The 14515-nt window shown below is 74.7% G+C and carries 2 protein-coding genes; both read left to right on the plus strand.

What is annotated here, in order from left to right; all coding sequences use genetic code 11:
- The first annotated feature begins 26 nt into the window (after positions 1-26).
- Positions 27-1235, plus strand: a complete 1209-nt coding sequence (locus NYF13_RS15615) for a cytochrome P450 (RefSeq protein WP_315657532.1) — start codon at positions 27-29, stop codon at positions 1233-1235.
- A 116-nt stretch (positions 1236-1351) separates the two neighbouring features.
- A complete protein-coding gene (locus NYF13_RS15620; protein WP_315657534.1) occupies positions 1352-14497 on the plus strand; it encodes a type I polyketide synthase in 13146 nt (4381 codons plus the stop codon).
- Positions 14498-14515: the final 18 nt, after the last annotated feature.

Below are 14515 nucleotides of genomic sequence, written 5' to 3' on the forward strand. Positions count from 1 at the left end.
CCACCACCGAAAGGCGAAGAAATCCGATGACCACTGGTGAAGCCGCCCTCGCACCGACCTGGCCCGAGCCGATCAGCGGCCTCTACGACTGGTTCGAGGCCCACCGCTCGACCGACCGGATCATCCCGGGCGAGCTGCCGGGGCTGTGGCACGTGTTCGGCTACGACGACATCGCGAAGATCTTCGGCGACCACTCGAAGTTCTCCAGCGACTTCAGCGCCCTGCTGCCGCCGAACCCGGACATGGACTGGTTCGCCACCGGCAACTTCCTGATGATGGACCCGCCGGTGCACCGACGGCTGCGGTCGCTGGTGTCGAAGGCGTTCACCCCGAAGTACGTGGCCTCGCTGGAGCCGCGGGTCCGCGAGATCGCCGCCGGACTGCTCGAGAAGGTCGCCGGGCAGTCCCGCATCGACGTCGTCGCCGACCTGGCCTATCCGCTGCCCGTGGTGATCATCGCCGAGCTGATCGGCGTGCCGAGCGACGACCTGGACCTGTTCCGCGGCTGGGCCGAGGCGTTCGTCAAGAACAACGGCGAAGAGGGCGCGATGCCGACGCCCGAGCAGATCGAGGCGTTCCGGCCGACCGGCCGGGCGATGAACGCCTACCTGCTGGAGCACGTGGCCAAGTGCCGCGCGAACCCCGGTGACGACCTGATCAGCGGGCTGGTGGTGACCGAGGACGACGGCCGGCGGCTGTCGGACGAGGAGATCGTCTCGTTCGTCGCGTTGCTGCTGATGGCCGGGCACGTGACGACCACCGCGCTGCTGGGCAACACGATCATGTGCCTGGAGGAGAACCCCGGCGTCGCCGAGCGCCTGCGCGCCGACCCCAGCCTGATCCCGGCCGCGATCGAAGAGGTGCTGCGGCTGCGCCCCACCCTGGTCCGCCAGATGCGGCTGACCAAGGAGGAGGTCGAGGTCGGCGGCCGGACGGTGCCCGCCGGGCAGATGCTGTGCGTCTGGGCCGCCTCGGCCAACCGCGACGAGCAGCACTTCGCCGAGCCCGACCGGTTCGACCTCGACCGCAAGCCCAACCGCCACCTCGCCTTCGGCAGCGGCATCCACTTCTGCCTCGGCGCGCCCCTGGCCCGGCTGGAAGGCCGCGTGGCGCTCGAGCTGATGCTGCAGCGCTACGCCCGGATGTCGGTCCCGGCCGGCGAGCCGATCGAGTTCCACAACCCCCAGGTCGTGCTGGGCGCCAAGAAGCTGCCCTTGGACGTCGAGCCCGCCTGAGGCGGGGGCGAGCCCGCGAAGAGTAGGGGCCCGGCCGGGCCGAGCCGGGGTACCGGCCTGGCCCGGCCGACCTAGCGTGACCGCTGCCCGGCGTGACCGAACTTCAGGAGCTGGTGATGGATTCCGCGGCAAACCAGGACGTCTCCGTCGCCGACGTGGTCGACGCGCTTCGGTCGTCGCTGCTGGAGAACGAGCGGCTGCGCAAGCAGAACAGCACGCTGCTGGCCGCGGCCGGCGAACCGGTCGCGATCGTCGGCATGGCGTGCCGCCTGCCCGGCGGGGCGGACACGCCGGAACAGCTGTGGGACCTCCTGGTCGACGAGCGCGACCCGATGTCCGCGCTGCCGGCCGACCGCGGCTGGGACACCACTCGGGTGCCGGCGGGCAGCGTCGGGGCGTTCCGCGACGACGCCGCGTTGTTCGACGCGGGGCTCTTCGGGGTGTCGCCGCGTGAGGCGGTGTCGATGGACCCGCAGCAGCGGGTGCTGCTGGAGTCGTCGTGGGAGGCCCTGGAACGGGCCGGGATCGCTCCGACGTCGCTGCGGGGCAGCCGCACCGGCGTCTTCGTCGGCGGGGCGCCGCAGGAGTACGGCGCGCTGCTGATGAACTCCGCGGAAGCCGACGACGGCTACGCCCTCACCGGCCTGCCGGGCAGCGTGCTGTCCGGACGGGTCGCCTACGTCCTCGGCCTGGAAGGCCCGGCGGTCACGGTCGACACGGCCTGCTCGTCGTCCCTGGTCTCCCTGCACCTGGCGGTGCAGTCGCTGCGCAACGACGAATGCGACCTGGCCCTCGCCGGCGGCGTGCTCGTCATGACCTCACCGGCGATCTTCACCGAGTTCTCCCGCCAGGGCGGACTGGCCGGGGACGGCCGGTGCAAGTCCTACGCCGACGGCGCCGACGGCACCGGCTGGGGCGAAGGCGTCGGCGTCCTGGTGCTGGAACGGCTCTCGGACGCGCGCCGCAACGGTCACGACGTCCTCGCCGTGGTCCGGGGTTCCGCGGTCAACTCAGACGGCGCGTCGAACGGCCTGACCGCGCCCAACGGGCCGTCGCAGCAGCGGGTGATCCGGGCCGCGCTGGCCGACGCGGGACTGGAACCGTCCGATGTGGACCTCATCGAGGGGCACGGCACGGGCACCGCGCTGGGCGACCCGATCGAAGCGCAGGCGCTGCTCGCGACCTACGGCCAGGACCGGGAGGTCCCGGCGTACCTGGGTTCGGTCAAGTCCAACATCGGGCACACGCAGTTCGCCGCGGGGGTGGCCGGGGTGATCAAGGCCGTGCTCGCCCTGCGCGCCGGTGTGATCCCGGCGTCCCTGCACGTCGGACGGCCGAGTTCGCAGGTCGAGTGGTCGGCCGGCGCCGTCGAGGTGGTGACCGAACGGCGGGCGTGGCCGGAAACTGGGCGGGTGCGCCGGGCGGGCGTGTCGTCGTTCGGGATCAGCGGGACGAACGCCCACGTGATCCTCGAAGGCGTCGAGGAGACCGTGGTCCCCGCCGCCGCCGACCCGGCGTGGCCGGTGCCGCTGGTGGTGTCCGGACGCGCCGCCGACGCGACGCGTGCCCAGCTGGGGCGGCTCGAAGACTTCCTCGACGCGCACCCGGACGTGCCGCGCGGCGACGTCGCGTGGACGCTGGTTTCGGCGCGGGCGCGCCTCGCACACGGTGCCGTGCTCGGCGCCGACCGGTCCACCACGGCCGAGAGCGCGGCCGGCGGCGGTCTGAAGTGGATGTTCACCGGCCAGGGCGCGCAGCGGCCCGGCATGGGAGCGCGGCTGTACGAGAGCTTTCCGGCGTTCGCCGCGGCGTGGGACGAGATCGTGGCCCACTGGCCGGAGGCCGTCCTGGCCGAATGGCGGCTGGCCGGGCTCGCTCGCGGGCTGGCGAAGCCGGGTTCGGTGACCGGTGATGTCGAGCAGACCGGGCTCGCGCAACTGCTGCTGTTCGCCTTCGAGGTGTCGCTGGCGCGGCTGCTGGAGTCGTGGGGTGTGCGGCCCGAGGCGGTGGTCGGGCATTCGATCGGGGAGCTGGCCGCGGCGTGCGTGGCCGGGCTGTGGTCGGTCGCCGACGCGTGCCGGGTGGTCGTCGCCCGGGCGGGCCTGATGCAGGCGCTGCCGCCCGGCGGTGTCATGTGGACGGTCGAGGCGGGCGAGGCCGAGGTCGCGGATCTGCTCGGCGACGGGGTGGCGGTCGCCGCGGTCAACTCGGCGACGTCCACCGTGCTCTCCGGTGCGGAAGAACCCGTCTCACGCGCGGTTGAAGCTCTGCGAGAGCGCGGGATCCGCGTGCGGCAGCTACGCGTGTCGCATGCGTTCCACTCGCCGTTGACGAACCCGATGCTGGACGCCTTCCGGTCGGTCGTGACGTCGGTGGAGTATCGCGAGCCCACCATCCCGCTGGTGGCCACCGGCGGGGGCCGGACGGACGTGACGAACCCGGACTACTGGGTGGCCCAGGTGGCCGGTACCGTCCGGTTCGCCGACGCCGCCGGTCCCGCCGGGACGTGGCTCGAGCTCGGCCCGGCCGGTGTCCTGACCACCCTGGTCGACGGCGGGCTCGCGGCCGTGCGGGGACCCGCGACCGAAGCCGCCGACGTGCCCGAGGCCGTCGGGCGCCTGTGGCTGCGCGGGCACGACGTCGACTGGCCGGCCGTGCTCCCCGGCCGCCGGCGGGTGGACCTGCCGACGTATGCGTTCCAGCGGGAGCGGTTCTGGCTGTCCGCCCCCGCCCCGGCCGGCGACGGGTTCTGGTCGCTGGTCGAGCGGTCCGATGTGGACGCAATCGCCCGGGAACTCGCCGTGGACGCGGCGGAACTCACCGGGGTCGTGCCCGCCCTGACCCGGTGGTGGCGCGGCCACGGCGGGCGGCGGCCGCACGAGGACTGGCGCTACCGGGTGACGTGGCAGCCGGTCGGCGTCGACCGCGAGACCGAGCCCGGATCGTGGCTGTGCCTGGTCCCGCCGGGCGGCTCCCCGGTGGCGCTGCCCGAGTCGTTCGAGGTGGTCGAGAGCCCGGCCGACCCCACCGGGCTGCTGGCCCGCCACCGCGACGCGACCGGGGTGCTGTCCCTGCTGGGCGGCGTCCCGGAAACCCTGGCGCTGATCCGAGCCGCGATGGCGGTGGACGGTCCGCCGTTGTGGATCGCGACGCCCGGCGACGGACCTTCGCCCGAGCTGGCCCAGCTCTGGGGACTCGGCCAGGTCGCCGGCCTGGAGTGGCCCGGCGGCTGGGGTGGCCTGATCGACCTCGGCGCGGACCTCGACCCGCGGACCCTCGTCGCGGCGCTGGCCTCGGGCGAGGATCAGCTCGCGCTGCGCGGGGACAGGGTGCTGGCCCGGCGCCTGGTGCGCGCGCCCGCGGAACCGACCGAGCCGTGGCAGCCGCGTGGCACGGTCCTGGTCACCGGCGGAACCGGGGGCATCGGCCGCCACCTTGCGCGGTGGCTGGTGGACAACGGCGCCGAGCGGCTGGTGCTGCTGAGCCGGAGCGGGACCGTCGACGGGCTGGCGGACCTGCCGGTCTCGGTGGTGGCGTGCGACGTCTCGGATCGGGACGCCCTGGCGGCGGTCATCGCCGAGGTGCGCGACGACCTGCGGGCCGTGGTGCACGCGGCCGGAGTCGCGGGCTACCGGCCGCTCGCCGAGCTGACGGCGGACGAGTTCGCCGAGGTCGTGCGCGGCAAGGTCCAAGGCGCCCGGTGGCTCGACGAGCTGACCGCGGATCTGGACCTCGACGCGTTCGTGCTGTTCTCCTCCGGCGCGGCCACCTGGGGCGGCGCGTCCCAAGGTGCCTACGCGGCGGGCAACGCGTTCCTCGACGCCCTCGCCGTAGACCGCCGGAAGCGAGGGCTGCCCGCGACGTCCGTCGCCTGGGGTGCCTGGCGGGACAGCGGGATGGCCGACGAGGAGTCCGCGAGCCTGATCACCCGCGTCGGACTGCGGCTGATGGACCCGGCCGCCGCGATCGACGCCCTCGCCGAGGCCGTCGGCAGCGCTGAACCCACCCTGACCGTCGCCGACCTCGACTGGCCGCGCTTCGCCGCGAACTACACGATCGCCCGGCGCCGTCCGCTGATCGAAAGCATCCCGGAAGCCGCGGTGCGCCCGGCGGGGGCCGGGGACGCGGCGCTGCGCGCCCGGCTGGCGTCGCTGCCCGAAGCCCGACGTCGCCCGCACCTCGTCCAGCTCGTCCGGGCCGAGGCGGCCGCGGTGCTGCGGCACGCCGATCCCGGCCAGGTCGCCGTCGGGAAACCGTTCCAGGAGCAGGGGTTCGACTCGCTGACCGCGGTCGAGCTGCGGGACCGGATCGCCGCGCACACCGGCCTCGCGCTGCCCGCGTCGCTGCTGTTCGACCACCCGACGGTCCGGGACCTGGCCGCCGAGCTGGACACCCGCCTCGGCGGTGAGCGGGCCCCCACCGGCCTCGCTCCGGTGGCCCGTACCGAGGACGACCCGATCGTGATCGTCGGCATGGCGTGCCGCCTGCCGGGCGGCATCGAGCAGCCGGCCGATCTGTGGCGGCTGCTCACCGAGCGCCGGGACGCGATCACGCCGATTCCGGCCGACCGCGGCTGGGCCCACACCGGCCACGGCGGTTTTCTCACCGGAGCCGGGCGGTTCGACGCGGGGTTCTTCGGGGTGTCGCCGCGCGAGGCCATCTCGATGGACCCGCAGCAGCGGGTGCTGCTGGAGTCGTCCTGGGAGGCCCTGGAACGCGCCGGGGTGGACCCGGCTTCCCTGCGCGGCAGCCGGACCGGGGTGTTCGTCGGGGGATCGGTGCAGGAGTTCGCGACCCTGCTGGTCAGCTCCGGGGAAAGCGACAGCGGCTACGGCCTGACCGGGGCGTCCGGGAGCGTGCTCTCGGGCCGGGTGTCCTATGTGCTCGGGCTGGAAGGTCCCGCGGTCACCGTGGACACGGCGTGTTCGTCGTCGCTGGTGTCGCTGCACCTGGCCGCGCAGTCCTTGCGGTCGGGCGAGTGCGATCTGGCCCTGGCCGGTGGCGTGACGGTGATGTCGACGCCGGGGGTGTTCGTCGAGATGTCCCGCCAGGGCGGTCTGGCCGGGGACGGCCGCTGCAAGTCCTACGGCGAGGGCGCGGACGGGACGGGCTGGGGTGAGGGTGTCGGTGTCCTGGTCGTGGAACGGTCGTCCGACGCGCGGCGGAACGGCCACGACGTCCTGGCGGTGGTGCGGGGATCGGCGGTCAACCAGGACGGCGCGTCCAACGGGCTGACCGCGCCGAACGGTCCGGCGCAGCAACGCGTCATCCGCGCCGCGCTGGCGGACGCGGGACTGAAGCCGTCCGATGTGGACGCCGTCGAAGGTCACGGCACCGGGACGTCGCTGGGTGATCCGATCGAGGCTCAGGCTTTGCTCGCCGCCTACGGCCAGGAGCGCGAGGTTCCGCTGCTGCTGGGGTCGGTGAAGTCGAACATCGGGCACACCCAGGCCGCGGCCGGCGTGGCCGGGGTGATCAAGACGGTGCTGGCGTTGCGGGCGGGCGTGGTGCCCGCTTCGCTGCACGCCGAGGTGCCGAGTACGCAGGTGGACTGGTCGGCCGGTGCCGTCGAAGTCGTGGCGGGAGAGCGGGAATGGCCGGTTTCGGGCCGGGCGCGGCGGGCGGGGGTGTCGTCGTTCGGGATCAGCGGCACCAACGCGCACGTGATCCTCGAAGCCCCCGAGGGGCCCGATGAGCCCGAGGTGCCCGCGGCCGCTTTCCCCGGGCCGGTGCCGCTGGTGGTCTCCGGTCGCAGCTCCGCCGCGGTCCGAGCCCAGGTGGAACGTCTCGCGGACTTCCTGACCGCGGAGCCGCCGCCGGCCGACGTGGCCTGGTCGCTGGTGTCCACCCGTGCGCGCCTGGAGCACGGTGCCGTGGTCGCCCCGGACGGATCCTTCGCGGTCGAAAGCCTGGTCGAGGGTGGCCTGGGCTGGATGTTCACCGGCCAAGGGGCCCAGCGTCCGGGGATGGGCGAGCAGCTTCGTGAGACCTACCCGGTTTTCGCGCGGGCGTGGGACGAGATCACCGCGCACTTCCCGGACACCGCCGGGGAGGTCGATCAGACCGGTGTCGCCCAGCTCCTGCTGTTCGCGTTCGAAGTCTCCCTGGCGCGGCTGCTGCAGTCGTGGGGCATCCGGCCCGAGGTGGTGATCGGGCACTCCATCGGTGAGCTGGCCGCCGCCTGCGTGGCCGGGGTCTGGTCGATTGCCGACGCCTGCCGGGTGGTGGCGGCCCGGGCGTCCTTGATGCAGGCGCTGCCGTCCGGCGGGGTCATGTGGACCGCCGGGACCGGTGAGGCCGGGGTGGCCGATCTGCTCGGTGACGGGGTGTCGCTGGCCGCGGTGAACGGGCCGGCCTCGGTGGTGCTGTCCGGCGGCGAGGAGCCGGTCGGTCGTGCGGTGGAAGTGCTGCGCGGGCGCGGGGTCTGGGTGCGGCGGCTGCGGGTCTCGCACGCCTTCCACTCGCCGTCGATGGCGCCGATGCTGGACGAGTTCCGGGCCGTGGTGGAGTCGGCCGAGTTCCACGAGCCGGCCATTCCGCTGGTGGCCACGGGCGGCGGGCGCAGCGACGTGACGAACCCGGACTACTGGGTGGCGCAGGTGACCGCGACCGTCCGGTTCACCGTGCCCGACCTCGGATCCTGGCTGGAGATCGGCCCGGCCCCCGTGCTGACCACGATGGCCGACGGCATCCCGGCGGCGAAGGGCCCGCAGACCGAGGCCGCCGACCTGATGGACGCCGTCGGACGGCTGTGGTTGCGCGGGCACGACGTCGACTGGGCCGCGGTGCTGCCCGGACGCCGCCGGGTCGCCTTGCCGACCTACGCCTTCCAGCACGACGACTACTGGCTCACCCCGGTCGAGCACGCCCCGGGTGGCGACGAGTTCTGGTCCCTGGTCGAGCAGTCCGATGTGGACGGTCTCGCCGGCGAACTGGCGCTCGACGCCGGGGATCTCACCGACGTGGTCCCGGCCCTGCACCGCTGGTGGCGCGGGCGCGGGGAACGCCGTCGCCTGGACTCCTGGCGCTACCGCGTGTCCTGGAAACCGCTCGGCACCGGCCGCGGCGCGGCCCTCGACGGCACCTGGCTGTGCCTCGTCCCGGCCGAGGGCGCGCCCTCGGTGCCCGGATTGGCCGACGCGCTGGCCGAGCACGGCTCGGTCGAGGTCGTCGAGTGGCCGGGGGATCCTGCGGTCCTGCGCGGCCGGCCGGACGTCACCGGTGTGCTGTCCCTGCTGACCGACGCGCCGGACACGCTCACCGCCCTGCAGGCGGCGATGGCGGCGGACGGGTCGCCGCTGTGGGTGGTCACCGCCGGAGCAGTGGCCGCCACCCCGGGTGAGGGCCTCTCGCTCGATCAGGCCCGGCTGTGGGGGCTCGGGCAGGTCGCGGGCCTGGAGTGGCCCGCGGGCTGGGGCGGGCTGATCGACGTCGGCCCCGGCTGGGACGTCGCGGCCTTCCTCGGCGCCTTGAACTCCGGGGACGACCAGCTGGCGCTGCGCGATGGCGCCGTCTTGACCCGGCGGCTGCTGCGCGCGTCCGCTCCTTCGGCCCGGACCTGGTCGCCGCGCGGCACGGTCCTGGTCACCGGCGGAACCGGCGGGATCGGCCGACACCTCGCGCGGTGGCTGGTGGAGAACGGCGCCGAGCGGCTGGTGCTGCTCAGCCGCAGCGGGACCGCCGACGGGCTGGCGGACCTGCCGGTGTCCGTGGTGGCGTGCGACGTCGCCGATCGGGCCGCCCTGGCGGAAGTCATCGCCGAGATCCGCGACGACCTGCGGGCCGTGGTGCACGCGGCCGGGGTCGCGAGCTACCGGCCCCTCGCCGAGCTGACCGCCGGCGAACTCGCCGATGTGGTCCGGGCCAAGGAACTGGGCGCCCGCTGGCTCGACGAGCTGACCGCCGGCCTGGACCTCGACGCGTTCGTGCTGTTCTCCTCCGGCGCGGCCACCTGGGGCGGGGCGTCCCAGGGCGCGTACGCGGTCGGCAACACCTTCCTCGACGCCCTCGCGGTGGACCGCCGGACGCGCGGCCTGCCCGCCACCTCCCTCGCGTGGGGCGGCTGGGACGCGGGCATGAGCGCCGACGTCGACGTCGATGCGCTCGGCCGTCGCGGACTGCGCCTGATGGACCCCGCGCTCGCGCTTTCGGCGATGCGCCAGGCGATCGCGGACGACGAGACCAACCTGACCGTCGCCGACCTGGACTGGGCGAAGTTCGCCGTCAACTACGCGGTCGCGCGGCGGCGGCCGCTGATCGAGGACATCCCCGAAGCCGCGCTCGAAGCCCCGGCGGAGGCCGGTGCCGCGGACGGGCTGCGCCGCGAACTGGCCCCGCTGACCCCGGCCCGGCGCCGGGACCGGCTGACCGACCTGGTGCTCGATGCCGTCGCCGGGGTGCTGCGGCTCGGCTCGGCGCGGGAGGTCCCGCTGGACAAGCCGTTCCAGTCCATCGGGTTCGACTCGCTCACCGCCGTCGAGCTGCGCGGCGTGCTCGCCGGTGGGACCGGGCTCGCGCTGCCCGCCACGCTCGTCTTCGACCACCCGACCCCGGTGGCGCTCGCGGACCATCTGGCCGCGGAGCTCTTCGGCCGCGCCGAGTCGGTCGCCGAGCCGGCGGTGGCGTCGGCGGCCGACCCGATCGCGATCGTCGGCATGGCCTGCCGCTACCCCGGCGGGGTCGCCTCGCCGGGCGACCTGTGGGACCTCGTGCGCGAAGGCCGCGACGCGGTCGGCCCGGTGCCGGCCGACCGCGGCTGGCACGAATGGCCGGGCGCCGACGTCGCGGTGGGCGGGTTCCTCGCCGACGCGGCCGGGTTCGACGCGGAGTTCTTCGGCATCTCCCCGCGCGAGGCCCTGGCGATGGACCCGCAGCAGCGGCTGCTGCTGGAGTCGGCGTGGGAGGCGTTCGAGTCCGCCGGCGTCGACCCGGCGTCGTTGCGGGGCAGCCGCACCGGCGTGTTCGTCGGCGGCTCGGTGCAGGAGTACGCGACGCTGCTGGTGAACTCGCCGGAGGCCGCGAGCGGGTACACCGCGACGGGCGCGTCGTCGAGCGTGATGTCCGGGCGCATCTCGTACGTGCTGGGCGTCGAGGGTCCGACGGTCACCGTGGACACGGCCTGTTCGTCGTCGCTGGTGGCGTTGCACCTGGCGGCGAAGGCCCTGCGCGGCGGCGAGTGCGATCTGGCGGTGGCCGGCGGCGTGACGGTGATGGTCACCCCGGGCACGTTCGCCGAGTTCGGCCGCCAGGGCGCGGTCGCGGCGGACGGGCGCTGCAAGGCGTTCGGGGCCGGCGCGGACGGCACCGGCTGGGCCGAGGGCGTCGGCATGCTGGTCGTCGAACGGCTGTCCGACGCGCGGCGCCACGGCCACGAGGTGCTGGCGGTGCTGACCGGCTCGGCGATCAACTCCGACGGCGCGTCCAACGGCCTCACCGCCCCCAGCGGCCCGGCCCAGCAGCGGGTCATCGGCGCGGCCCTGGCCGACGCGGGCCTGCGGCCGTCCGAAGTGGACGTGGTGGAGGCGCACGGCACCGGCACGGCCCTGGGCGACCCGATCGAGGCGCAGGCGGTGCTGGCGACCTACGGCCAGGACCGCGCGGAGCCGGTGTACCTGGGCTCGGTCAAGTCCAACATCGGCCACTCCCAGCACGCGGCGGGCGTGGCATCGGTGATCAAGATGGTCCAGGCCCTGCGCCACGGCGAGCTCCCGGCGACCCTGCACGCGCAGGAGCCGACCGCGGAAGTGGACTGGTCGGCGGGCGCGGCGGAACTGCTCACCGCGACCCGGCGCTGGCCGGAGACCGGGCGTCCGCGCCGGGCCGGGGTCTCGGGGTTCGGGATGAGCGGGACCAATGCGCACGTGATCCTGGAGCAGGCGCCGGAGGCCGGCGCAGTCACTGCGACGGACGGCGAAACGGTCCTCGGACCCTTGGCGTTCACCCTCTCCGGCCACACCCCGGCCGCATTGGCCGGGCAGGCCGCCGCGCTCGCCGAGCACCTCGGCTCCGCCCCGGACCTGGCCGGCCTCGCGCACTCCCTCGTCACCACCCGCGCCGCTCTCGCGCACCGGGCCGTCGTCGTCGCGCACGATCGGCACGCCCTGGAGACCGGCCTGCGCGCGCTCGCCGGCGGGCAGCCGCGAACCGGCGTGGTGCGCGGCGCAAAGGCCGGCCGGAGCCGGGTGGCGTTCGTCTTCCCCGGCCAGGGCGCGCAGTGGGCCGGCATGGGCCGCGAACTCTGGGCCGGCTCGCCGGTCTTCGCCGAGTCGATGGACCGCTGCGAAACCGCCCTCGCTCCCCACGTGGACTGGTCGCTCAGAGAGGTCGTCGACCGGGGCGACTGGACCGAGGTCGACGTCGTGCAGCCCGTTTCGTGGGCCGTCATGGTGTCGCTCGCGGCGCTCTGGCGGGCCGCCGGGGTCGAACCCGATGCCGTCGTCGGGCACTCGCAAGGTGAGATCGCCGCCGCCGTCGTGGCCGGGGCCCTTTCGCTCGACGAAGGTGCTCGCGTCGTGAGCTTGCGCAGCCGGCTGATCGGCTCGCACCTCTCCGGACGCGGCGGTCTCGCCTCGGTCTCCCTCGGCGAAGCGGACCTCGGACCACGCCTGAACGCGAACCTCTCGATCGCCGCGGTGAACAGCCCCGAGCTGTGCGTCGTCGCCGGGCCGCCCGACGAGCTCGACCAGCTCCTGCGCGCCTGTGAAGCCGACGGAGTCCGGGCGCGCCGCATCCCCGTCGACTACGCCTCGCACTCCGCCCACGTCGAAGTGCTCGCCGAGCCCCTGGCCGAACAGCTCGCCGGGCTCAGGCCCGCCGCCGCGACCGTGCCGTTCCACTCGACCCTCACCGGGGAACCACTCGACACCACGGAACTCGACGCCGCCTACTGGTATCGCAACCTCCGCTCGCCGGTGCGTTTCGCCGCCGTGACCGAGCGGCTGCTCGCCGACGGCTTCACCGTGTTCGCCGAGATGAGCAGCCACCCCGTGCTGGCGATGGCGGTGCGGGAATCCGCCGACGCGGCCGGTGCGGACGTCGCCACCATCGGCACCCTGCGCCGCGACGACGGCGGCCTCGACCGGCTCCTCACGTCCTTCGCTGAAGCCTACGTCCACGGCGTCCCGGTCGACTGGGCCGAAGTCCTCCCTCCCGGCCGCCGCACGCCGTTGCCCACCTACGCCTTCCAGCACACGCGTTACTGGCTGCCGGCTCGCCCGCCCGGCACCGGCGGCGACCCTCGCGACGACGCCTTCTGGTCGGCCGTCGAGGACGCCGGCTTGGCCGCCCTGCTGGACATCGACGCCGACGCCCGGCTCACCGACGTGGTGCCCGCGCTCGCCCGCTGGCGCCAGGAGTCCCGGCTCGGGTCGTGGCGCTACCGGCTGGCGTGGAAACCGCTCGACGCCGAACCCGGCGCACTCACCGGCCGCTGGCTGAGCGTCGAACCGGCGAGCGGCGCCGATGACATCCGTGCCGCGCTCACCGGAGCCGGGGCCGAGGTGGTGCCGTTCACCGTGCCCGCCGACGCCGATCCCGCGTGGCTGCGCGACGAACTCGCCGCCGTCGGCGACCTCGACGGCATCGTCTCCTCGCTCGCCCTCGACGGTTCACCGCACCCGCACCACCCCGAGCTGACCACCGGACTCGCCGGTACCGCGCGGCTGCTGCGGGCCTTGACCGAAGCGGGCGTGACGGCGCCGCGCTGGCTGCTGACCACCGAGGTCGACGTCCGCGCGGATCAGGCCCAGGTCCGGGCGGTGGCGCAGATCGCCGGGCTCGAAGAACCCGCGAGCTGGGGCGGCCTGGTCGACCTCACGCCCGGCTGGACCGGCGACGCCCTGGTCGCCGCGCTGACCTCCGGTGAAGACCAGCTGCGGCTCACCCCAGCCGGACTGCTCACTCGCCGCCTGGTCCGCGCACCCGCCGGGCCGGTCACGCGGCCGTGGCGGCCGCGCGGCACGGTCCTGATCACCGGCGGGACCGGCGGCATCGGCGGGCACCTCGCCCGCTGGGCCGCCGAACAGGGCGCGTCCCACGTGCTGTTGCTCAGCCGCCGCGGCGCGGAAGCCCCGGGCGCGGGAGCCTTGCGCGACGAGCTGACGGCCTCCGGGATCGAAGTCGGCTTCGCCGCTTGTGACGTCGCCGACCGCGGCGCTCTCGCCGCCGTGCTGGCCGGCATCCCCGCCGAGCACCCGCTGACGGCCGTCCTGCACGCCGCCGGCGTCGGCGACTACCGCGAGGTGCGGGAGCTGGACGTCGCCGAGCTCGCCCACGCCGCCCGCGGCAAGGTGCTCGGCGCCCGCCACCTCGACGCACTGACCGCCGGGCTGGAGCTGGACGCGTTCGTCCTGTTCTCCTCCGGTGCCGCGGTCTGGGGCAGCGCGGGCAACGCCGCCTACGCGGCCGCGAACGCCGCGCTGGACACGCTCGCCGCCGACCGCCGGGAGCGTGGCCTGCCCGCGGTCTCGGTGTCGTGGGGGGCCTGGGGCTCGGGCGGGATGCTCGCCGACCACGCGGAGATGGGGGAGCGGCTGGCCCGGCTCGGCGTGCGGCCGATGGACCCCGGCCCGGCCCTGACCGTGCTGCGGCAGGCCGTCGAACGCGAGGAGACGACCCTCACCGTCGCCGACATCGACTGGGCCCGCTTCGCGCCCGGCTACGCGATGGCGCGGCGCCGGCCGCTGATCGAGGACATCCCCGAAGCGCGGGCGGCGCTGGAGGGCGAGACGGAGGACGAGCCCGCCTCCGACTTGGGCGAAAAGCTGTCCGGGCTCACCGGGTTCGAACGCGCGGCGGCCGTGCTCGACCTCGTGCGCGGCGAGGTCGCGGCGGTGCTCGGCCACGGCAACGCCGACCCGGTCACCGACGACCGGCCGTTCCGGGAGCTCGGCTTCGACTCGCTGACCGCGATGGAGCTGCGCAACCGGCTCACCGCGGCGACGGGCCTGCGGCTGCGGGCGACGCTCGTGTTCGACTTCCCGACCCTGGCCGAGCTGGCCACCCACATCGAGACGGCGCTGGCGCCCGAACCCGTTGCCGATCAGGGGGAATTGACCGATGCGGCGGACGTCGCCCGCGAGCTGGACCGGATCGAACGCGCGCTGCCGCTGCTCGCCGCGGCCGACGGCGGCCCGATCGGCGACCGGCTGCGCGAGCTGCTCGCCGTGGTCAACCGGGCGCGCGGCACAACGGCGGCCGACTTCGACTCGACCACCGACGACGAGCTCTTCGACATCATCGACCGGGACCTCGGCGTCTCGTGAGGCGGGAGTGACCACACC

Origin of the sequence: Amycolatopsis sp. PS_44_ISF1 (genome assembly GCF_032335455.1) — a bacterium.
GTDB lineage: Bacteria > Actinomycetota > Actinomycetes > Mycobacteriales > Pseudonocardiaceae > Amycolatopsis.

What these genes read in the sequence shown, in the direction of transcription:
- NYF13_RS15615 (WP_315657532.1), top strand. Translation starts at nt 27, where the DNA reads ATGACCACTGGTGAAGCCGCCCTCGCACCGACCTGGCCCGAGCCGATC.
- NYF13_RS15620 (WP_315657534.1), top strand. Translation starts at nt 1,352, where the DNA reads ATGGATTCCGCGGCAAACCAGGACGTCTCCGTCGCCGACGTGGTCGAC.